Source organism: Streptomyces sp. NPDC005303, assembly GCF_040607335.1.
In the GTDB taxonomy this organism is placed as follows: Bacteria; Actinomycetota; Actinomycetes; order Streptomycetales; family Streptomycetaceae; genus Streptomyces.
On the sequence record NZ_JBEXGM010000002.1, the window covers coordinates 446,949 to 467,000 of the forward strand.

General features: G+C 71.1%; 21 protein-coding genes. 11 read left to right on the plus strand and 10 right to left on the minus strand.

What is annotated here, in order from left to right:
* Window positions 1-10: 10 nt before the first annotated feature.
* Entirely contained in the window at window positions 11-328 is a 318-nt protein-coding gene (gene clpS / locus ABZT93_RS06030) for an ATP-dependent Clp protease adapter ClpS (RefSeq protein ID WP_007382360.1), read from the minus strand.
* A 58-nt stretch (window positions 329-386) separates the two neighbouring features.
* Here clpS and ABZT93_RS06035 point away from each other — a divergent pair, with 58 nt between their 5' ends.
* On the plus strand, window positions 387-1,733 hold the full coding sequence (locus ABZT93_RS06035; protein WP_356099574.1) for a nicotinate phosphoribosyltransferase: 1,347 nt from the start codon (window positions 387-389) through the stop codon (window positions 1,731-1,733).
* Between the two features lie 97 nt (window positions 1,734-1,830).
* Window positions 1,831-2,418, plus strand: a complete 588-nt coding sequence (locus ABZT93_RS06040) for an isochorismatase family protein (protein WP_356099577.1) — start codon at window positions 1,831-1,833, stop codon at window positions 2,416-2,418.
* A gap of 16 nt (window positions 2,419-2,434) precedes the next feature.
* On the opposite strand, the gene ABZT93_RS06045 is transcribed toward ABZT93_RS06040, so the two are convergent.
* Entirely contained in the window at window positions 2,435-2,779 is a 345-nt protein-coding gene (locus ABZT93_RS06045; protein WP_037710638.1) for a hypothetical protein, read from the minus strand.
* 113 nt (window positions 2,780-2,892) lie between these two features.
* Window positions 2,893-5,244, minus strand: a complete 2,352-nt coding sequence (locus ABZT93_RS06050; RefSeq protein ID WP_356099580.1) for an immune inhibitor A domain-containing protein — start codon at window positions 5,242-5,244, stop codon at window positions 2,893-2,895.
* Between the two features lie 337 nt (window positions 5,245-5,581).
* Between ABZT93_RS06050 and ABZT93_RS06055 the strand changes: the two genes are divergently transcribed.
* Window positions 5,582-5,836, plus strand: coding sequence for a hypothetical protein (locus ABZT93_RS06055; protein WP_356099583.1), 255 nt, complete (start codon window positions 5,582-5,584; stop codon window positions 5,834-5,836).
* A gap of 111 nt (window positions 5,837-5,947) precedes the next feature.
* Here the strand turns inward: ABZT93_RS06055 and ABZT93_RS06060 are convergent, their stop codons facing one another.
* Together ABZT93_RS06060 and ABZT93_RS06065 are read right to left on the minus strand one after the other, a co-directional pair.
* A complete protein-coding gene (locus ABZT93_RS06060; RefSeq protein ID WP_356099586.1) occupies window positions 5,948-6,577 on the minus strand; it encodes an RDD family protein in 630 nt (209 codons plus the stop codon).
* 89 nt (window positions 6,578-6,666) lie between these two features.
* A complete protein-coding gene (locus tag ABZT93_RS06065) occupies window positions 6,667-8,322 on the minus strand; it encodes an RDD family protein (RefSeq protein WP_356099589.1) in 1,656 nt (551 codons plus the stop codon).
* Between the two features lie 242 nt (window positions 8,323-8,564).
* On the opposite strand from ABZT93_RS06065, the gene ABZT93_RS06070 reads away from it, so the two are divergent.
* Complete coding sequence (locus tag ABZT93_RS06070; RefSeq protein ID WP_356099592.1) at window positions 8,565-9,041, plus strand: SsgA family sporulation/cell division regulator; 477 nt, start codon at window positions 8,565-8,567, stop codon at window positions 9,039-9,041.
* A gap of 19 nt (window positions 9,042-9,060) precedes the next feature.
* Here the strand turns inward: ABZT93_RS06070 and ABZT93_RS06075 are convergent, their stop codons facing one another.
* On the minus strand, window positions 9,061-10,467 hold the full coding sequence (locus ABZT93_RS06075) for an FAD-linked oxidase C-terminal domain-containing protein (RefSeq protein ID WP_356099595.1): 1,407 nt from the start codon (window positions 10,465-10,467) through the stop codon (window positions 9,061-9,063).
* A gap of 92 nt (window positions 10,468-10,559) precedes the next feature.
* Between ABZT93_RS06075 and ABZT93_RS06080 the strand changes: the two genes are divergently transcribed.
* On the plus strand, window positions 10,560-11,978 hold the full coding sequence (locus ABZT93_RS06080) for a tetratricopeptide repeat protein (protein WP_356099597.1): 1,419 nt from the start codon (window positions 10,560-10,562) through the stop codon (window positions 11,976-11,978).
* Here the strand turns inward: ABZT93_RS06080 and hppD are convergent.
* A complete protein-coding gene (gene hppD / locus ABZT93_RS06085; protein ID WP_356099600.1) occupies window positions 11,975-13,120 on the minus strand; it encodes a 4-hydroxyphenylpyruvate dioxygenase in 1,146 nt (381 codons plus the stop codon). The genes ABZT93_RS06080 and hppD overlap by 4 nt on opposite strands.
* A 126-nt stretch (window positions 13,121-13,246) precedes the next feature.
* Here hppD and ABZT93_RS06090 point away from each other — a divergent pair, with 126 nt between their 5' ends.
* From ABZT93_RS06090 to ABZT93_RS06115, 6 genes are all read left to right on the plus strand, one after another.
* Window positions 13,247-13,729 carry an Lrp/AsnC family transcriptional regulator gene (locus tag ABZT93_RS06090; protein WP_356099603.1) on the plus strand — a complete coding sequence of 161 codons (483 nt, stop codon included), beginning with the start codon at window positions 13,247-13,249 and terminating at the stop codon, window positions 13,727-13,729.
* Between the two features lie 26 nt (window positions 13,730-13,755).
* Window positions 13,756-14,403 (plus strand): ABC transporter permease, encoded by a 648-nt coding sequence (locus ABZT93_RS06095; RefSeq protein ID WP_356099606.1) that lies wholly within the window; start codon window positions 13,756-13,758, stop codon window positions 14,401-14,403.
* Window positions 14,396-15,640 carry a betaine/proline/choline family ABC transporter ATP-binding protein gene (locus ABZT93_RS06100; protein ID WP_356099610.1) on the plus strand — a complete coding sequence of 415 codons (1,245 nt, stop codon included), beginning with the start codon at window positions 14,396-14,398 and terminating at the stop codon, window positions 15,638-15,640. Before ABZT93_RS06095 ends, ABZT93_RS06100 begins: the two co-directional genes overlap by 8 nt.
* Entirely contained in the window at window positions 15,637-16,440 is an 804-nt protein-coding gene (locus tag ABZT93_RS06105) for an ABC transporter permease (protein ID WP_356099613.1), read from the plus strand. Before ABZT93_RS06100 ends, ABZT93_RS06105 begins: the two co-directional genes overlap by 4 nt.
* 94 nt (window positions 16,441-16,534) lie before the next feature.
* Window positions 16,535-17,110, plus strand: a complete 576-nt coding sequence (locus ABZT93_RS06110) for a helix-turn-helix domain-containing protein (RefSeq protein ID WP_356099616.1) — start codon at window positions 16,535-16,537, stop codon at window positions 17,108-17,110.
* A gap of 11 nt (window positions 17,111-17,121) precedes the next feature.
* Complete coding sequence (locus tag ABZT93_RS06115) at window positions 17,122-17,304, plus strand: hypothetical protein (RefSeq protein ID WP_356099619.1); 183 nt, start codon at window positions 17,122-17,124, stop codon at window positions 17,302-17,304.
* Here ABZT93_RS06115 and ABZT93_RS06120 read toward each other — a convergent pair.
* From ABZT93_RS06120 to ABZT93_RS06130, 3 genes are read right to left on the minus strand one after another with little or no spacing between them, the layout of a single operon-like run.
* On the minus strand, window positions 17,301-18,092 hold the full coding sequence (locus ABZT93_RS06120) for a S16 family serine protease (RefSeq protein WP_356099622.1): 792 nt from the start codon (window positions 18,090-18,092) through the stop codon (window positions 17,301-17,303). The genes ABZT93_RS06115 and ABZT93_RS06120 overlap by 4 nt on opposite strands.
* Window positions 18,093-18,133: 41 nt before the next feature.
* Window positions 18,134-19,243 carry an o-succinylbenzoate synthase gene (menC, locus tag ABZT93_RS06125; RefSeq protein ID WP_356099625.1) on the minus strand — a complete coding sequence of 370 codons (1,110 nt, stop codon included), beginning with the start codon at window positions 19,241-19,243 and terminating at the stop codon, window positions 18,134-18,136.
* The gene (locus ABZT93_RS06130) at window positions 19,240-20,004 is read right to left on the minus strand and encodes a chorismate synthase (protein WP_356099628.1); all 765 of its coding nucleotides are present in this window, start codon (window positions 20,002-20,004) and stop codon (window positions 19,240-19,242) included. The genes menC and ABZT93_RS06130 overlap by 4 nt, the downstream gene beginning before the upstream one ends.
* Between the last annotated feature and the right edge of the window lie 48 nt (window positions 20,005-20,052).

A 20,052-nucleotide genomic window follows, 5' to 3' on the forward strand; every position in this document is an offset into this window, starting at 1 on the left:
CGGGGGCGGGTCATTTCCGGTCCTGCTGGAGGGTGGCCCACAGACCGTAGCCGTGCATGGCCTGCACGTCGCGTTCCATCTCCTCGCGGGATCCGCTGGAGACGACCGCCCGGCCCTTGTGGTGGACGTCGAGCATCAGCTTGGTGGCCTTGTCCTTCGAGTAGCCGAAGTACGTCTGGAAGACGTAGGTCACGTAGCTCATGAGGTTGACCGGGTCGTTGTGGACGATCGTGACCCAGGGGACGTCCGGCTCGGGGACGGCGAAGACCTCTTCCGCCGACTCGGTGCGTTCGATCTCTACGGGAGCGGGTGACGTCACACGGCCCATGCTGCCACGCGCCCCACAAATCGTCACACTGACGCGAAGTGGGGTAGCATCCGTTGTTATGAACACAGCGGACCTTGGGCTGCCGGTGGACGTTCCCTCGACGGCGCTCTTCACGGACCAGTACGAGCTGACCATGCTGCAGGCCGCCCTGAAGGCGGGTACCGCCGAACGGCGCAGCGTGTTCGAGGTCTTCACCCGGCGGCTGCCGGAAGGACGGCGCTACGGCGTCGTCGCGGGCACCGGCCGGGTGCTGGACGCGGTGGAGAACTTCCGCTTCGACGGCGACGTCCTCGGCTTCCTGCGGGAGCGTTCCATCGTCGACGAGGAGACCCTGGACTGGCTCGCCTCCTACCGCTTCAGCGGTGACATCTGGGGCTACCCGGAGGGCGAGGTGTACTTCCCGGGCTCGCCGATCATGCGGGTGGAGGGCTCCTTCGCCGAGTGCGTGCTCCTGGAGACCGTGATCCTGTCGATCCTCAACCACGACTCCGCGATAGCCGCGGCCGCCTCCCGGATGTCCTCGGCCGCGGGTGACCGGCCGCTGATCGAGATGGGCGCCCGCCGCACCCACGAGCTGTCCGCCGTGGCCGCCGCCCGCGCCGCCTACGTCGGCGGCTTCGCCACCACCTCCGACCTCGCAGCCGGTTTCCGCTACGGCATCCCGACGGTGGGCACCTCCGCCCACGCCTTCACCCTCCTGCACGACCAGGAGCGGGACGCCTTCCAGGCCCAGGTGGACTCGCTGGGCCGGGGCACCACCCTGCTGGTCGACACCTACGACGTCACCGAGGCCGTCCGTACGGCCGTCGAGGTCGCCGGGCCCGAGCTGGGGGCCGTGCGCATCGACTCCGGCGACCTGCTCCTGGTCGCGCACCGGGTGCGCCAGCAGCTGGACGAGCTGGGCGCCAAGGGGACGCGGATCATCGTCACCTCCGACCTGGACGAGTACGCCATCGCCTCGCTGGCCGCGGCCCCGGTGGACGCGTACGGCGTCGGCACCCAGCTGGTGACCGGGTCCGGGCATCCGACCGCCTCGATGGTCTACAAGCTGGTCGCGCGCGCCGAGTCCGACGACCCGAAGGCGCCGCTGATCCCGGTCGCGAAGAAGTCGTCCGGGGGCAAGACCTCGGTCGGCGGCCGCAAGTGGGCGGCCCGGCGGCTGGACACGGAGGGCGTCGCGGAGGCCGAGGTGGTCGGCACCGGGCCGGTCCCGCCGGGGCTCACGGACCGGCAGTTGGTGGTGGAGCTGGTCAAGGGCGGCGAGGTGGTGGCGCGCGAGCCGCTGGACGTCGTACGGGACCGGCATGCCGCCGCCCGGGCCAACCTGCCGCTGTCGGCGACGCAGCTCTCGCGCGGGGAGCCTGTCATTCCGACGGAGTATGTCAACGGGCGCACGGGTAACTAGCGGCTGTCGTCCCGAACGCGCCCGTCCATGCCCCCTCCCGCCCGGTCCCCGAAGTCTCTAGGCTCATAAGTTCACTCTTAGTCGAAGGACACCCACCATGCGCCGCGCCTTGATCGTCGTCGACGTGCAGAACGACTTCTGCGAGGGAGGCAGCCTCGCGGTGGCCGGAGGCGCCGATGTGGCCGCCGCCGTCACCGAGCTGATCGGGCAGGCGGCGGGCTCCGGCTACCAGCACGTGGTGGCCACCCGCGACCACCACATCGCCCCCGGCGGCCACTTCGCCGACAACCCCGACTTCGTGCACTCCTGGCCGGCGCACTGCGTCGCCGGGACCGAGGGCGTGGGGTTCCACCCGAACTTCGCGCCGGCCGTCGCCTCCGGGGCGATCGACGCGGTCTTCGACAAGGGGGCGTATGCGGCGGCGTACAGCGGGTTCGAGGGCGCCGACGAGAACGGCGTGACGCTGGCCGACTGGCTGCGGGCGCGGGAGGTCACGGAGGTGGACGTGGTCGGGATCGCCACGGACCACTGCGTACGGGCCACCGCGCTGGACGCGGCCCGGGAGGGCTTCCGTACGCAGGTCCTCCTCGACCTCACCGCCGGGGTCGCCGAGGCGACGACCGAGCGGGCGATCGAGGAGCTGCGGCAGGCGGGCGTGGAGCTGTCCGGGAAGCCGGTCGTCTAGGGACGGGCACGCGGCCTCAGGCCGGTGCCGTCGGCCTCCTCAGCAGTGACCTGATCGGATGCCACAGCTCCTGGACCAGCTCGGGACCGCCCACGACAGCGTTGTCAGGGGCGGTACGCCATATCAGCCCGTCCGGGTGGTGGAGTACGGCGGTGATCTCGTCCGGGGTCGGGGGCGCACCGTTGCCGCGCAGGTACACCGCGCGCAGCCCCAGGTTGCGCAGCCTGGTCAGGGCGCGCGCCCGGTTGTGGGCGTGGACGAGTACCCGCACGTTGCCGTAGCCGTCGGCGGGCGGGCGGGGCAGGTTCAGCGCCACCACCACCCTGCCGTTCGGCAGCTTGCAGAAACCTCCTGCGGCCATGCGGTCATACCCCCGTGGGTGTCGGTGTCAATAAGGAAGCCACAGGACGCACCTAAACACGATCGGCGGCAACCCGCCAGGGGTTGCCGCCGATACGCTTCTGACCTGCTGTTTTACTTCTTCTTGACCGAAGGTCCGACCTGGAGCGTGATCGTCGAGCCGTTCAGGGGCTCCTTGACGATCTTGATCCGGGTGTCGGTGTCAGTGATGTTGACCCCGGCGAGCGGGTTCGACGCGTCGTAGTAGCTCGACGTGCCGTCGTCGAAGACCGGGACGCCCGGCTTGGACTTGATCTTCGTCGCGACGTCGGCGTTGTGCAGCGTGATCGAGTCCGTCGGGTACCAGCTGAAGGTGGAGTCGTAGGCCTGGATGCGGTTGCGCATCAGCGTGCCGTCGGACCACTTCAGCGCGGTCGGGTGGGAGTCGACCGGGAGGATCAGACCCTCGCCCGGGTGCTGGCTGGTGTTGTCGTCCGCCTGGGAGGTGTCCCACTTCCAGATCAACAGGCCGTTCTGGTAGGCGTAGTGCTCCACCCAGTCCGGACGGGTCTTCGAGAAGCCGTAGTTGTACGGGCCGACCTTCAACACCTTGTCGTACGACACGTATTGGCGGTTCTCGGCGAGGTAGTACTGCGCGTAGTCGTCCGTGATCGAGGCGCCGATGCGTGAGAAGCCGTTCGCGGTCCAGGCGGCGTCCGCCGTCTCGGCGTTGTCGGAGAACAGGGTCGCGCCGTCGGCGGCCACCGTGATCTCGTCGGCCGTGAAGCCCTTCTGGGCCACCCCGCCGTCCGTCTGGTAGCGGAAGCGCAGCTGGATCTTCTGGCCCGCGTAGGCGTTCAGCGGGAAGGTCAGCTTCTGGTGGGCGTCGACCGAGCCGGTGAGGGCGGGCTTGCCGCTGCCGTCGCGCGGGATGGCGGTGCCGTCGGCCAGAGTGCCGTCGACCGGCGTCCAGTTGGCGCCGTCCGTGGAGACCTCGGTGTAGAGGTAGTCGAAGTCCTGCTCGATGTCCCACCAGCCGTCGAGGGTCAGCGCCGCCGAGGACTTGCCGGTCAGGTCGACCGGGCGGGTCAGGGTGTTGCGCAGGTCGTCACCGCTGCCGCTCCACCACTGGGTCGCGCCCTGCGCCGGGGTGACCACCGGGGTGGTGACCGTCTTCCTCGGCAGCTGGACCACGAGCGCCTGCGGGTTCTTGGTGTTGTACTCCCCGACGCCCAGCTTGTGGGAGGAGCGCTTGCCGGCCGTGGCCACGTCGTAGTCGAGCCAGCCCAGTTGGAGCTTGTCCCAGGCGTTCATGTCGCCGGGAAGGTCACCGATGGAGTCCTTGCCGGTGCCGAGCCAGGAGCCGGACGACATCAGCGTCCAGAAGCCGGTGGAGTTCTCGCCGCCGCCGGAGGTGTCGTACTCGTCGGGCAGGCCGAGGTCGTGGCCGTACTCGTGGGCGAAGACGCCCAGGCCGCCGTTCTCCGGCTGGATGGTGTAGTCGCCGACCCAGATGCCGGTGTCGCCGATCTGGGTGCCGCCGAGCTTGTTGGTGTCCGGGCCGGTGGAGCCGGCGTCGGTGCCGAAGGCGTACCAGCGGTGCGCCCAGATCGCGTCCTCGCCCTGGGCGCCGCCGCCCGCGGACTCGTCCTCGCCGGCGTGCACGATCTGGAAGTGGTCGATGTAGCCGTCGGGCTCGTTGAAGTTGCCGTCGCCGTCGAAGTCGTAGCGGTCCCACTGGTCGAACTGGGCCAGCTCCGTCTTGATCTCGGCGGCGGTGTCACCGGCCGCCTCGCGCTCGGCGACCCAGGCGTTGACGCCGTCCTGGACCGCGTACCAGGCGCCGGTGGAGGCCTTGTTGGAGCCGTAACGGGCCTCGTTGTAGGGGACCTTGACCCAGTCGGTGACCTCGCCGTCGACCGAGTAGCGGCCCGAGGACTGCTTCTCGTAGTACTTCTTCAGCGACTCGGTCTTCTTGCCGGTGCCGAAGTACAGGTCCTGGAAGTGCGCCTGGTTGTAGTCCGCCTGCCAGGCCGTGCTGTTGTTCGTCTTGCGGTCCGGCTTGGCGATCTGGTTGTGCAGCGGGCCCACCGTGCCGCCGTAGCGGGGGTCGACCTGATCGCCGAACTCGACCAGGATGGTGAAGATCTTGTCGGTCTTCTCGCGGCCCAGCTCGACGTACTTGCTGTCGCCCTTGCGGCTCTTGAGCTCGACCACCTGGGAGCCGTTGCGGTTCTTCACCGCGGCGTCCCCGGAGATGACCTGGTCGAGCGCCTCCTTTCGCTGCGCCTCCTGGGTCTTGGTCAGCGGGCCGTCGAAGTCGTGCTCCCTGGCCTTCGCCGGTTGCGGGTCCTGCCGGTCGACCGCGGAGGTCCCAGCGGAGTTGTCCGCGGCCTGCGCCACGGCGAACGTGGAGAACGTGGCCGAGGCCGCGGCTATCGCCACGACCGTCGCTGCCGTCCTGAACATCCAGGATCTGTCAGTCACTTGTACCTCTCCCCTATCAGGCAAGTGAGCGGTATTTGACTAAAAGTTGGGGAGAAAAGACAGACCTTGACTTGGACCCATCAAATGCATTATCGGGAGCCGGTGTTCGCATTGCGGACACGTGACTGCAACACAACAGGCGCGCACAGATGTCCACTCGGTGGACGTCATGACTCCGTGCGCCCCCTGTGCTCCGGCACTGTTGGTTAGGTCACGCTTACCGTTCGTTCCACTCGGGCACACAGCCGATTAGAGTCGATTGGCGGAACGCCCGGACGTCGGCGGAATGCCAGGCCGACACGCCCCGTGGACCCCCAATTCCGAGGACACGATTGCCATGCCTCGTCCGACCGCCGCACAGATCGCCTACGGTTCGATCACCGTCATCTTCTCGACGCTCGCCATGCTGCTGCTGTCACAGACGAGTTCGGCCGTGGGGACCGCGGTCATCGCGGTCTCGGGGCTGGCCCTCGGCCTGCTGGTCGCCATGACGGTGCCCCAGCCGAAGTCCCGCGTCGTCGCACTGAGCAGGCCCGTGGAACGCCCGGCGGAAGAACCGGTGCCTGCCGCGGCCTCCAAGACCGCCGCCTGAGCACCACGTTGCCTGAACCGCGCGCTCCGGTTCGCCCTCCACGGGCCGAGCCGGACACGCCCGTGTGCCGACACAGGTCGCCCCGACCGACACACCTGCCTGACGACCGGGTCAGGCCGCGGTGACTACCACCGTCTTTGCCGCCTTGTCGTGCAGGCCCTGCTTGTAGGGCTTGTCGAAGTAGCTCCAGCCGCCTGAGATCGCGGTCCAGATGCAGGCGCAGCAGAACGCGAACGGGATCCAGAGCACCGCCGAGCGGATCAGCGTGGTCTGCACCGAGGGCGTGGAGCCGTTGTCGAGGTTCGCCACCCGCATACCGAGCCACTTCTTGCCGAGCGTCTGCCCGGACCGGGAGATCAGGACGGTGTCGTAGGCGATGTAGAGCACGGCCGCGAGGAACGACTGCGCGAGCGACTTGCCGTACTGGATGTCGTCACCGTTCACGTCGTACTCGCTCACCCCGAAGCCCCAGGTGATCAGCCAGACGACGATGCCCACCATGATCATGTCGATGATGCGGGCGAGCGTGCGCCGCCCGCTGGGCGCGAGCGGCGGCATGCCGGCCAGCGGGTCGGTGGGGTAGGAGCCGCCGCCGTACGGGTCGCCGCCGGGAGTGCCGCCGTAGGGCGGCGGCGGTGTGCTGTACGGCGATCCCGAGCCCTCGGCGGGCGGGGGCTGCTTCCTGAACGGGTCGTCATCCGGCGGCTGCCCGCCGGAGCCGGGGGGCGGTTCACTGCTCATGGCCCGAGTGGACCGCGAACCCCCCGCTTCCGCATCCGGCGCGCGGCCGTCCGGAGTACCGAATCCCGTACGCCGTTCGTGGGGCCCGCTCAGCCCGCGACGAACGTATGCGCCGCCTTGTCGTGCCAGCACTGGCGCCACGGCCGGTCGAACAGGCACCACGCGACGCCCACGAGGCCGATGCCGAGCAGGCCGGGGACGCTGTAGACCAGCCAGCGGCGCAGGGCCCCGCCGAAGGTCGGCGGCTCGTGGCCCTCGATGTCCCGCACCTCCAGACCGAGCAGCTTCTTGCCGAGGGTGCGGCCCCACTTGGCGGTGGGCAGCGCCTCGTACAGGACGCCGGCGACGAGGAGTACGGCGACCACGATGCCGAGGTACACCGACGTGGTGCCGTCCAGCAGCCAGACCGTCACGGTCTCGCCGGAGAGCTTGGCCGCGTCGACCTTCTCGTCGATGTGGTCGGCCGCCTTGGTGCCGAGGGGGACGGCGGCCACGGCGGTCACCGCGCCGACGACGAGAGTGTCGAGGAGGCGTGCGGCCAGGCGCTTGCCGAGCCCGGCGGGTCTGGCCGCGGCCTGGCGGCGGGCGGCCGCCTGGAAGATGTCCTCGACCGGCGGCTTCCAGGGGGCGGGCTGCTCCTCGTCGGGCCCGGCGAGCCGGTGCACCTGCTGGGCCCAGGAGGGCTGACCGCCACCGGGGCCCGGGCTCATGGGGGTCGCGGCGACCTGGGCTCCGGCGGCCTGCTGAGGCACACCCTGGTGCGGCACGCCTTGCTGCGGGGCGCCCGGAGGGGCCGTCTGCGGGCCGGGAGCGGGCGCGGACTGCTGGGGGCCGGAGAGGGCCGGGGCGGCGGCGGAGGCGGGGCCCTGGGGGCCCGCGGCACCCGCCGCCGCGGCCCGCTCGGCGGCGGCCTTGCCGGCACCGAAACCCGGGGCCTCGGGGGCGGCGGAGCCACCGGCCGCGGAGGGCTGCGCGGTGGGCCCGGCATACGCGGGTCCGGGCGTGCTTCCGTTCTGCGCCCCCGCCCCCGCGCCCTGCTGCGCCGTGCGCGGGGAGAGCGCGCGGAACTTCATGGTGCCGTCGTCGGACTGCTGGGCGGACCCCGCTCCACCGGCCCCGGCCGTGGGCCTGCGGAAGACACGCGTGCCGCCGTCCTCGTCCGGCTCGGCGGGCGGGATGGTCGCCGTGCCGTCGGTACGGGCCGCGTGACCGTCCGGCTGCGCCGGCGAGGAGCCGTCGGCGGGCCGCCCCGGACCGGGCACCCTGGGATCGGCGCCCTGCGGAGTCCGCGGTACGCCGGACTGGGCTCCCTGCGGCCCCTGGTGAGCCCCCTGGTGCGGAACCTGCTGGGGCGCCCCCTGCTGAGCCTGCGCGGCTGCCTGCGGCGACCCCCATGACACCCGGCGGTCCTGGTCGCCGCCGAAGCCCGCCTGGTGGGCCCGGTCGGCCGCCCACGCGGACGCGGGCTCGGGGCGGCTGCCGTGCTGGGTGTCGGGGTGCGGCGGTTCCTCGGCCGGGTCCTCGTCGAAGAAGTGCGGGCCCGTCTCCTCCACCGGGGACGGTGACGGCTCGGAGCTCGCGCCGGACGGCGGTGCGAGCGGTTCACCGGCCGCCGGGGCGGGACGGCTGGTGCCCGGCACCCAGGAGGCACCGTTCCAGTAACGGACATATCCAGGAATGGACGGGTCCGGGTAGTAGCCCTCGCGGGGCCTGTCGTCACCGGGTGCCGGGGTTGGGGCGCTCATGTCCGTCGTCCCGTATCTGCTCGGGGGTCAATAGAGGGGGCACCACATCTATCAGACCGGCGCAAGACCCACCGCCAGTCCCACCGGACCCACCCCTTTTGAGCACGACCGTGATACCGCCGGAAAAAAGTTCGCCGAACCCGCGTAATGATCCCGCCCCCTCCCCCCTCTCCACTCGTACGGGCCCACCGCGGGACCCGGACGAGAGCCGCGAGTCGCGAGCCGAGAGAGGAACGAACGACATGCCCCACACGGTGGTAGAGCGCGAACTGGAGCTCAGACTCATCCTGTCGCCCGAGCGCAGCATCCCGGTCCCGGCCCGGCTGGGCTACCGCAGCGACGACCCCTTCGCCGTCCACCTCACCTTCCACATCGGTTCGGACCACCCCGTCCACTGGACCTTCGCCCGCGAACTCCTCGTGGAGGGGGTGTTCCGCCCGTGCGGGCACGGGGACGTGCGGGTGTGGCCGACGAAGGTCGCGGGGCGCGGTGTCGTGCTGATGGCGCTGACCTCCCCCGACGGCGACGCCCTCCTTGAGGCCCCGTCCGCGCAGGTCTCGGCCTGGCTGGAGCGCACGCTGAGGGCGGTCCCGCCGGGCTCCGAGGCGGAGCAGCTCGGCATCGGCGAGGGCCTCGCCGAGCTGCTGGCCCGCACTCCGGCCGACGATCTGTGGCTGCGCGACCCGTGGCCGGGCGACGAGTCGGCGGACGGGGAGTGAGCGCCCGTGGGGGACGGGGTCAGAACAGCTTGCCCGGGTTCAGGATCCCCAGCGGGTCGAAGACCCCCTTCACCGCCCGCTGCATCTCCACCCCCACCGGTCCGATCTCACGCGCCAGCCACTCCTTCTTGAGTACGCCCACCCCGTGCTCCCCGGTGATCGTGCCGCCGAGCTCCAGGCCGAGGGCCATGATCTCGTCGAAGGACTCACGGGCGCGCCGGGACTCGTCGGGGTCGGCGGCGTCGAAGCAGACGGTGGGGTGGGTGTTGCCGTCACCCGCGTGGGCGACGACACCGATGGTGAGCCGGTGCTTCTCGGCGATCCGCTCGGTCCCTTCGAGCAGCTCGCCGAGCCGGGAGCGGGGCACGCACACGTCGTCGATCATCGTGGTGCCCTTGACGGCTTCGAGCGCGGTGAGGGAGAGCCTGCGGGCCTGGAGCAGCAGTTCCGACTCGGCCGCGTCCTCCGCCGGGACGACCTGCGTGGCACCGGCCGCCTCGCACAGGGCGCCGAGGGCGGCGAGGTCGGCGGCCGGGTCCGTGGTGTCGAAGGCCGCGAGGAGCAGGGCCTCGGTGGTCTCCGGGAGCCCCATGTGGGCCAGGTCGTTGACGGCCTTGACGGTCGTACGGTCCATCAGTTCGAGGAGGGACGGCACGTGTCCGCCCTCCATGATCCTGCACACCGCGTCGCAGGCGGCGGCCCCGGAGGAGAACTCGGCGGCCAGCACCAGTTGCTCGGGCGGCTTCGGCCGCAGGCCCAGGACCGCCCGGACGACGATGCCGAGCGAGCCCTCGGAGCCGACGAAGAGGCGGGTCAGGTCGTATCCGGCGACCCCCTTGGCGGTGCGGCGGCCGGTGGACATGAGCCGCCCGTCGGCGAGGACGACGTCCAGTCCGAGGACGTACTCCGCCGTCACCCCGTACTTGACGCAGCACAGTCCGCCGGACGCGGTGCCGATGTTGCCGCCGATCGTGCACATCTCCCAGCTGGAGGGGTCCGGCGGGTAGTAGAGGCCGAGTTCGTTCACCGCGCGGGACAGGGTCGCGTTGACGACGCCCGGTTCGACGACGGCGATCCGGTCGACCGGGTTGATCTCCAGGATCCGGTCCATCCTCGTCAGGGACAGCACGATGCAGCCGTCGGAGGCGTTGGCCGCGCCCGACAGGCCCGTGCGGGCGCCCTGGGGGACGACCGGGGCACGCAGTTCGGTGGCGATGCGCATGACGTGCTGGACCTGTTCGACCGTGCGTGGCAGGACGACCACGGCGGGGGTGCCGGCCGGGCAGAAGCTCGCCATGTCGTTGGCGTAGGAGACCGTGACGTCCGGGTCGGTGAGAACGGCTTCGGCGGGCAGAGCGGTGAGCAGCCGGTCCACCAGGTTGCCGGTGACCTCGTCGCGGGGGGCTTCGATACGGCTCATGATCACAGCGTCGCACCGGGGGCCATCGGTGTGAACCCCACCAGCGCCGACTGGCGTGCGCCGGGGTGTGCTCGTCGTACTGGCGCACAGTGAGCGCCATGGAGAACCAAGCCACCAGGAACCGGCCGGCGCGGCGGCGGGAGGAGCGGTGGGCCCGGCTGCACGGGCGGCTGGTGATCGCCGCCGTCGCGGGCTGCGCGGTGCTCGGTGCGGCACTGATGCTGCTGCCCGCGGAACGGACGGTGACCCGCGCTCCCGCCCCCGCCCCGGGGGCCCAGGCGCTGACGGCGGTCGCCGCCGGGGTGCCGGCCGCGCTGCCCGACCTCGCGGCCCTGATCGATGAGCGGGAGGCGCATCTGCGCAGGCATCCCGAGGACGCCGAGTCGTGGGCGGTGCTCGGGACGGCGTATGTCGAACAGGGGCGGCGGACGGCCGACACGGCGTTCTACGCGAAGGCCGAGGACAGTCTGCGGATGTCCCTGAAGGTGCGCAGGAGCGCACCGGCCCTCGGCGCTCTGGCCACCCTCGCGAACGCGCGCCGGGACTTCCGGACCGCGCGGACCTGGGGTGAGGAGGCGCGGCAGCTGGAGCCGAAGCGGTGGACGACGTATCCGGCGCTGATCGACGCGTACACCGGGCTCGGCGACTACAAGGCGGCCCGTGGGGCGCTGGAGCGGCTGACGCGGCTGCGGTCGGGGCCGGCGGTGCGAGCCCGGGCGGCGGCCGTGTACCGGGACCGGGGCTGGCGCGAGGACGCGGCGGCCCAGCTCGCCGACGCGGCGGCGGGGGCCGAGGCGCCGGCCGAGCGGGCCGCGTATCTGGAGGGGGCCGGGCAGCTCGCGTGGGAGCGCGGCGACCGCGAGGACGCGCTGCGGCACTTCCAGGAGGCGGTCCGGATCGACCCGGACCAGCGGGCCGCCCAGGCCGGGCAGGGCCGGGCCCTTGCGGCGCTGGGCCGCACGACGGAGGCCCTGAACGCCTACCGGATGGCCCTCGCGAAGCAGCCGCTGCCCCAATACGCCCTGGAGCTGGGCGAGTTGTACGAGTGGCTGGGGCTGGGGCAGGCCGCCCGGGTGCAGTACGACCTGCTGCGGGCGACGGTGGAACGGGCCGCGGCGGGCGGGGCCGACGAGCAGCTGGTGCTCGGGCAGTTCGAGGCGGACCACGGCGACCCGGCCGCAGCCGTGGGGCGGTTGCGGGCCGAGTGGCGACGGCAGCCGGGGATCGCGGTGGCCGACGCGCTGGGGTGGGCGCTGCACCGGGCGGGCCAGGACCGCGAGGCCCTGCGGTACGCCCGGATCGCGACGGACAAGGCGCACGGGGGCGGGGTGCGCAGCGCGCTGTACGCGTTCCATCTGGGCATGACCGAACGGGAGCTGAAGCAGTACGCCCCCGCGCGCCGGCATCTCCAGGAGGCCCTGCGGATCAATCCCTACTTCTCGCCCGTGCGGGTGCGGGCGGCGCGGGAGGCCTTGGCGGCGCTGGGGGACGTACCGGACGAGCCGGCCAGGGGCTAGAGGTTGCCCCGCCTCTCCTGCTCCCGTTCGATGGCCTCGAACAGTGCCTTGAAGTTGCCCTTGCCGAAGCCCATCGAGCCGTGTCGTTCGATGAGTTCGAAGAACACGGTCGGCTTGTCCTGGACCGGCTTGGTGAAGATCTGCAGCAGATAGCCGTCCTCGTCGCGGTCGGCGAGGATCTTCAGTTCCCGGAGGGTGTCGACCGGCACCCGGGTGTCGCCGACCCACTCGCCGAGGGTGTCGTAGTAGGAGTCGGGGGTGTCGAGGAACTGGACTCCGGCCGCGCGCATGGTCCGCACGGTCTGCACGATGTCGTTGGTGTTCAGTGCGATGTGCTGGACGCCCGCGCCGCCGTAGAACTCCAGGTACTCGTCGATCTGGGACTTCTTCTTGGCGATGGCGGGCTCGTTGATCGGGAACTTCACCTTGAGCGTGCCGTCGGCCACGACCTTCGACATCAGCGCGCTGTACTCGGTGGCGATGTCGTCGCCCACGAACTCCTTCATGTTCGTAAAGCCCATGACCTTGTTGTAGAAGCCCACCCACTCGTTCATCCGGCCGAGTTCGACGTTGCCGACGCAGTGGTCGACGGCCTGGAAGGTGCGGTGGGCAGGGGGCTCGACGACGGGGGCGGCGGCGGCGAAGCCGGGCAGGTACGGGCCGTCGTAGCCGGTGCGCTCGACCAGGGTGTGGCGGGTCTCGCCGTAGGTGGCGATCGCGGCGAGCACGACCGTGCCGTACTCGTCCTTCAGCTCGTACGGCTCGGCCACCGAGCGGGCGCCGTGTTCGATGGCGTACGCGTGGGCGCGGCGGGCGTCGGGGACCTCGATGGCGAGGTCGATCACGCCGTCGCCGTGCTCGGCAACGTGCTGGGCGAGGAAGTGGCCCCAGGGGGTGGCGGGCTTGATGACCGAGGTGAACACGAAACGGGCGGAGCCGTTCTCCAGCACATAGCTCGCGGTCTCGCGGCTGCCGTTCTCCGGTCCGGAGTAGGCCACGAGCCGCATGCCGAAGGCGGTCGAGTAGTAGTGCGCCGCCTGCTTGGCGTTGCCGACGGCGAAGACGACCGCGTCCATTCCCTTGACCGGGAAGGGATCGGCCTGCCGGGCGGTGTCGGGAGTGTGGTGTGTGGTCTGCGTCATGTGCGAAGCCTGGCTCCGCTCTGCAAGGTGCGCAATAGTTTGCGTATCCGCTGGACAATCTGTTCAGCGATACGGCCGTATCGACGGCCTTTCTGTACAGGGTGACCATCGTTGCGGGAGGCTGCCGTGGGGATCGACGAGCTGGACGGGCGGATCATCGTGCTCCTCGCGCGGGAGCCGCGGATCGGGGTCCTCGAGATGTCCCGGCGGCTGGGGGTGGCCCGGGGGACGGTGCAGGCGCGCCTGGACCGTCTTCAGTCGAACGGAGTCATCCGGGGGTTCGGTCCGCAGGTCGATCCGGCGGCCCTCGGCTACCCGGTGACCGCGTTCGCCACGCTCCAGATCCGGCAGGGGCAAGGGGCCGACGTACGGGCGCACTTGGCGGGCGTGCCGGAGGTGCTGGAGCTGCACACCACCACCGGCAGCGGGGACATGCTGTGCCGGCTGGTGGCGCGCTCCAACGCCGATCTCCAACGTGTGATCGACCGGGTTGTCGGTTTCGATGGGATCGTCCGGGCCGCCACCGCGATCGTCATGGAGAACCCCGTTCCGCTGCGGATCATCCCGCTGGTGGAGCAGGCGAGCCTTCAGGAGGCGCACGGGACGTGACGTGACCTGGCGTGGGAGGAGGCGGTGTGAACTTCTGGGAGTACCTCGGCAGCCGCCACCAGCAGCTGCTCGTGGACGCCTACCAGCACGCGAGCGCCGTCTTCCGGTGCATGGTCGTGGCGACGGTGATCGGGGTGCTGATCGGGGTCGTGACCTACCGCAGCGAATGGGCGGGCAACCTCGCCACGACGGCCGCCTCGACGATCCTGACCGTCCCGTCGCTCGCCATGATCGGTCTGCTGATCCCGGCCGTGGGGCTCGGGGTGCCGCCCACGGTGATCGCCCTGACGCTGTACGGGCTGCTGCCGGTGGTCCGCCACGCGATCGTCGGGCTGCGCGGGGTCGACCCCTCGCTGGTGGACGCGGCCAGGGGCATCGGTATGTCCCGGGTGACGCGCCTGGTGCGGGTCGAGCTGCCGCTCGCCTGGCCGCCGATCCTGACCGGGATCCGGGTCTCGACACGGATGCTGATGGGCATCGCGGCGATCGCCGCCTACGCCTCCGGGCCCGGTCTGGGCAACGAGATCTTCCGCGGCCTCGCCTCCCCGGGCAGCAGGAACGCGCTCAACCAGGTGCTCGCCGGCACGCTCGGGATCATCGTCCTCGCCCTGCTGTTCGACGCCGCGTACCTCCTGCTCGGACGGCTGACGATTCCGAGGGGGATCCGTGACTGAGACATCCGGCACCTCGGGTGCGTCCATCGGGTTGGAGGGCCTGACCAAGAGATATCCCGGCAGCCCCCGGCCGGCCGTCGACAGCGTCACCCTGGAGATCAAGGCGGGCGAGACCGTCGTCCTCGTGGGGCCGTCCGGATGCGGTAAGTCGACGACACTCAAGATGATCAACAGGTTGATCGAGCCGACCGGGGGACGCATCCGGATCAACGGCGAGGACGTGACCGACACCGATCCGGTCAAGCTGCGCCGCACGGTGGGCTACGCCGTCCGGTCGGCCGGGCTCTTCCCGCACATGACGGTCGCGCAGAACATCGCGCTCGTGCCGAGGATGGCCGGCTGGGGGAAGGCCCGGATCGAGGACCGGGTGGAGGAGCTGCTCGACCTCGTCGGGCTCGATCCCGGCGAGTTCCGCGGCCGTTATCCGGGTCAGCTGTCCGGCGGTCAGCAGCAGCGGGTGGGGGTGGCGAGGGCGCTCGCGGCCGATCCGCCCGTCCTGCTGATGGACGAGCCGTTCGGGGCGCTCGACCCGATCACCCGTGACCGTCTCCAGGACGAGCTGATCCGGCTCCAGCGCGAGCTGCGCAAGACGATCGTCTTCGTCACCCACGACTTCGACGAGGCGATCAAGCTGGGCGACCGGATCGCCGTGCTGCGCGAGCGGTCCCACATCGCCCAGTTCGACACCCCTGAGGCGATCCTGACCAACCCGGCCGACGACTTCGTGTCCGGGTTCGTTGGTGCCGGGGCGGCGCTGAAGCGTCTGAACCTCACCCGGGTACGGGATGTGGAGATCACCGGCTATCCGACGGTGACCGTCGACGACTCGCTCCAGGAGATCTTCAACAGGCTCCGGGGCAGCGGGACCAACGAGGTCCTGCTGCTCGACCGGCGCGGACGGCCGTACAAGTGGCTCAGGCGCGGGGACCTGATGCGCGCCAAGGGGTCGCTGGCGCGGGCCGGGACGCCGGTGAGCGACACGGTGAGCAGGGACGCGACGCTGCGGGACGCGCTGGCGGCCGTGCTGACCGACAACGCGGGGCGGGTCGCGGTGACCGGGCGGCGGGGGGAGTACACGGGGGTCGTCGACATGGGCACGCTCATGAACTCCGTGCACGAACTCCTGGAGGCCGACCGTGTGGAGGCGGCGGCGCACCAGCACGAGCCGGAGGGGATCCGGGCCGCCCGGACGCACGCCGAGCAGGAGGCTGCCGGCCGAGGGGAGCGGAAGGCGTGACGACGTCGGAGACCGCGGAGGTGACGCAGACGCTGCTCGCCCCTCCCCCGCCGGCCCCGCCCAGGAGTCGCGTGTCCTGGCAGAAGCTGACCTTCCTGCCCGCGTTCCTGGTGGCGGTCCTGCTCGCGACCTGGCTGTGGTTCGAGCGGGCCGACCTGGACCCGCTCTCCGAGAACGCGCTGTCGAACGGGCAGGTGTCCAAGGCGCTGTGGCAGCACGTGCGGCTGACGGCGATCTCGACGTTCTTCGTGCTGATCATCGCGATCCCGCTGGGGATCGTGCTGACGCGGAGGGCGTTTCGCGGGGCGAGCCCGGTGGCGACGGCGCTCGTCGGCATGGGCCGGGCGACCCCGGCGGTCGGCCTGCTGGCCCTGCTGGTGATCTGGCTGGGCCCGGGCAGGAAGGCGGCCCTGATCGGCATCATCGCCTACGCCGTCCTGCCGGTCCTGTCGAACACGATCGCGGGCCTGAAGGCGACCGACCCGACCCTGCTGGAGGCTGCGCGCGGCATCGGCATGTCACCCCTGGGCGTCCTGTCCCGCGTCGAACTCCCGCTGGCCGTCCCCCTGATCCTCGCGGGCGTCCGCACCGCCCTGGTCCTCGACGTAGGCACGGCGACCCTGGCGGCCTTCGAAGGAGGTGGCGGCCTCGGCGTCCTGATCACGACCGGCATCACCGACCAGCGCATGCCCGTCCTGATGCTCGGCTCGATCCTCACGGTGGCCCTGGCCCTGCTGGTCGACTGGCTGGCCTCCCTGGCGGAAGTACTGCTGAAGCCGCGGGGGTTGGAGGTGGGGTGATGAGGCGAGGGTGTCACCGACTACCGCGTCTTCGTCGGAGCGAGTTACAAAGAACCTGTTGCAAAGAAGACTTTGCATAGATACCTTTGTACGCATGCCGGAAGAGCCGAAGGTACGGAAACTCGACGCCCGTTCACTGCGCGGGCTGGCCCATCCCCTGCGGATGGAACTGCTCAACGCACTGCGCCGGCGCGGACCCGCCACCGCGTCGATGCTCGCCGAGCGGCTGGGCGAGTCCAGCGGCGCCACCAGCTACCACCTGCGCCAACTCGCAGAGCACGGCTTCATCACCGACGCCCCGGAGCACGGGAAGGGACGGGAGCGGTGGTGGAAGGCCGTGGACCAGGGGCTGACCTTCGACTCCACCGAGTTCGACGGCGCCGGACCCGAAGTACGCGGGATGGCCGAGATCTACCTGCACGAGATCGCCGCCAATCACTCCCGCGAGCTGTCCGGCTGGCTCAGCACGCGGGACCACTGGTCCTCCGACTGGACCCGCGGTTCCGACATGAGCGACATGACGCTCCAGCTCACCCCCGAGCTGGCCATCGAGCTCATCGACAAGATGCATGCCCTGATCAACGACTACCGCGGCCAGGTCACCGACGAGGACCCCGGCGCGGAGCAAGTACGCATCCACACGCACCTGTTCCCCATCGAAACGGACTGAAGGGCCCCGCCATGCACCCCGAGACCCACCTCGCCGCACACCACCTCCGCGCCGCCGACCTCCGCGCCGAGGCCGACGCCCACCGCCTCGCCAAGCAGGCCGAGCGGCCGTACGCCATCAGGACCCGGCTCGGCTGGACCCTCGTGGAGGTCGGCCTCCGCCTGGCCTCCCCCAGGCCGGCCTTCGCGCCCTAGCAGGCGGGGACGGCCCCCTTGCCCGAGTCCAGCGCGGTCAGCGCGCCGACCGCCCCCTTCAGGGACGTCACCGGGATCAGCCGCAGCCCCTTCGGCAGTTCCGCCTTCGCGTCGGCGCACTCGTCCTTCGGGACCAGGAACACCGTCGCCCCGTCCCGCTTCGCGGCCTGCGTCTTCAGTGCCACGCCGCCCACCGCGCCGACCGTGCCGTCCGCGTCGATCGTGCCGGTCCCGGCGATGGTGCGGCCGCCCGTGAGGTCGCCCCCGGCGCCGTCACCGTCGAGCTTGTCGATGATCCCCAGCGTGAACAGCAGCCCCGCGCTCGGCCCCCCGACGTCCGCGAGCCTCAGCGTGACCTTGACCTTGTCGTCGCTGAGCTTGAGGTAGCCGAGCGCCGCCTGGGTCGCCGCGTCCTGGGACTCCTTCATCTGGGCGGTGTTGTGCTTCTCGATCTCCTTGACGCTCTGTCCGCTCGGGTAGACCGCGTCGTGGGGCATGACCGCCCGGTCGGTGCGGAACCAGCTGTCGAAGATGTCGCCGAGCGAGACGTGTGTGTCGGGCCCGGTCGCCTCGATGGTCGTCATCCGCAGCTGCCCGCTCGTCGTACGGGTCTTCGCCCCGGAGATCGTGATCACCTCCGCGCCCTTGTTCTCGCCGAGCACGTTCGCCGTCATCCCGGGCTGCGCCAGTGCGAAGGGCAGCGGCGCGAAGAGGGCCGTGGCGACCAGTGCCACGACGGGCAGGGCGCAGACGGCGACGGCCTGGGGGCGCGTGAGGCGAGAGAGCACGGGATCAATCTAACGTGGCGGTCGATTCCGGCCACGACCGGTCAGCCCCGGTACAGATCCCGTCTCGCACGCGTGAAGCGCCGCAGTACCTCGGGCAGCGGTTCGACACCGATACCGGGTGTGCGGGGTACCGGCAGATGGCCGTCCTTCAGGACGAACGGCTCGGTGATGTCCTCGGCGAAGTAGCGCGAGGAGGCGGAGGTGTCGCCGGGGAGCGTGAAGCCGGGCAGGGCGGCCAGGGCGAGGTTCGGGGCGCGGCCGATTCCCGTCTCCAGCATGCCGCCGCACCACACCGGCACGCCGTGCGCGCGGGCCACGTCGTGGATGCGGCGGGCCTCCAGATAGCCGCCCACGCGCGCGGGCTTGACGTTCACGACGCGGCAGGCGTCCAGCGCGATCGCGGAGGCCGTGTCCCGGGCGTTGTGGAGGGACTCGTCGAGGCAGACGGGGGTGGCGATACGGCTCTGGAGGCGCGCGTGGCCGTACAGGTTGTTCTCGTCCAGCGGCTCCTCGATCAGCAGCAGCCCGAACTCGTCCAGGCGCCGCAGGTGTTCCGCGTCCGCGAGGGTGTAGGCCGTGTTGGCGTCGACCTGGAGGGGCAGAGCGGCGCCGAAGCGCTCACGTACGGCCCGTACCGGCTCGATGTCCCAGCCGGGCTCGATCTTCAGCTTGATCCGGACGTATCCCTCGGCGAGATACCGCTCGACGTCGTCCAGCAGCTCCGGCACGGAGTCCTTGATCCCCACCGACACCCCCGCGGGCACCCGGTCGCGCACCGCGCCGAGATACACCGCCAGCGGCATGCCGTACGACCGCAGCTCCGCGTCGAGAACCGCCGTCTCCAGGGCGGCCTTCGCCAGCTCGTGGCCCTTGATCCCGCTGACGGCGGGCCCGACCAGCGCCGCCGTGAGCGCGGGCAGCGCCGCCACCTTCGGCACCAGGAAGTCCCGCAGGACGAGCTCCGCGCCCGCCACGAACTCCGAGCAGTAGCGCGGCTGGGGGTCGGCGGCGAACTCCGACCAGCCCGCGGCGGTGTCCGTGACGACGTGCAGCAGGAAGGTGTCCTTCGTGGTCATCGTGCCGAACGAGGTACGGAACGGAGTGACGAGCGGGATCGCCACGTGGACGACTTCGACGCGCTCCACCTTCATACCGCGGCCTCCTTGGTCAGTGTGTACCAGCCGTCCCGGGACATGCCGGTCGCGCGGAACCCCTGTCCGAACGCCTCCGTGAACACCTCGCGCACGGCCCGCCGCCAGCGCAGCGCGAGCGCCGGGTCCGCGGCCCGCAGCCTGACGACGTCTTCCGGGACCCGGCACCAGAGGCGCGGGCCGGCGGGGTCGCGACGGGCGAGGACGTCCCCGTCCGGTGCACGGTGGCTGGCGGGCGTGCCCTCGCGGTCACCCGGGTCGTCGTACGACCGGCCGGGCGCCGCCAGATCCCAGGTCACCGTCAGCCGGTCGCTCTCGTCACCGCCGTTCACGCCGTCGGTCATGGGGCCGTAGAAGTCGACGAGGTACTCGGTGCCGACCGCGCCCAGCTTGGCCAGGTTGAAGCGGGCGTTGCGGGCGACCAGCGGGTCGAAGGTCCAGCGCATGCTGCGGGCGCCGAGGCCGAGCGCCCAGGCCCGCTGCGCCTGCTTCACCGCCTGCCCGAGGCCGGGCTCCGCGGCGGCGACCAGGGAGTACACCTCCCGCGAGCCCGGCGGCCCGAACACCGCGGCACAGGCCCCGACCAGGCGCTCACCGTCGTGGGCGGCGTGCACCGCGCCGCCCGCGTGGACCAGGCTGTGCAGCACCTCGGCGGGATAGGGCGGGGACGTGGGCGGGGTCCGCCACACCTCGCCGAAGTACGCGCTGACGGCACGGAGGCCGGCGACGTCGTGGACGGTACGGATGTTCACTCCGGTCATGTGCCCAGTCTTGGATCGCGTCGGCGGCCACGGGTTGTACGGCTGCAC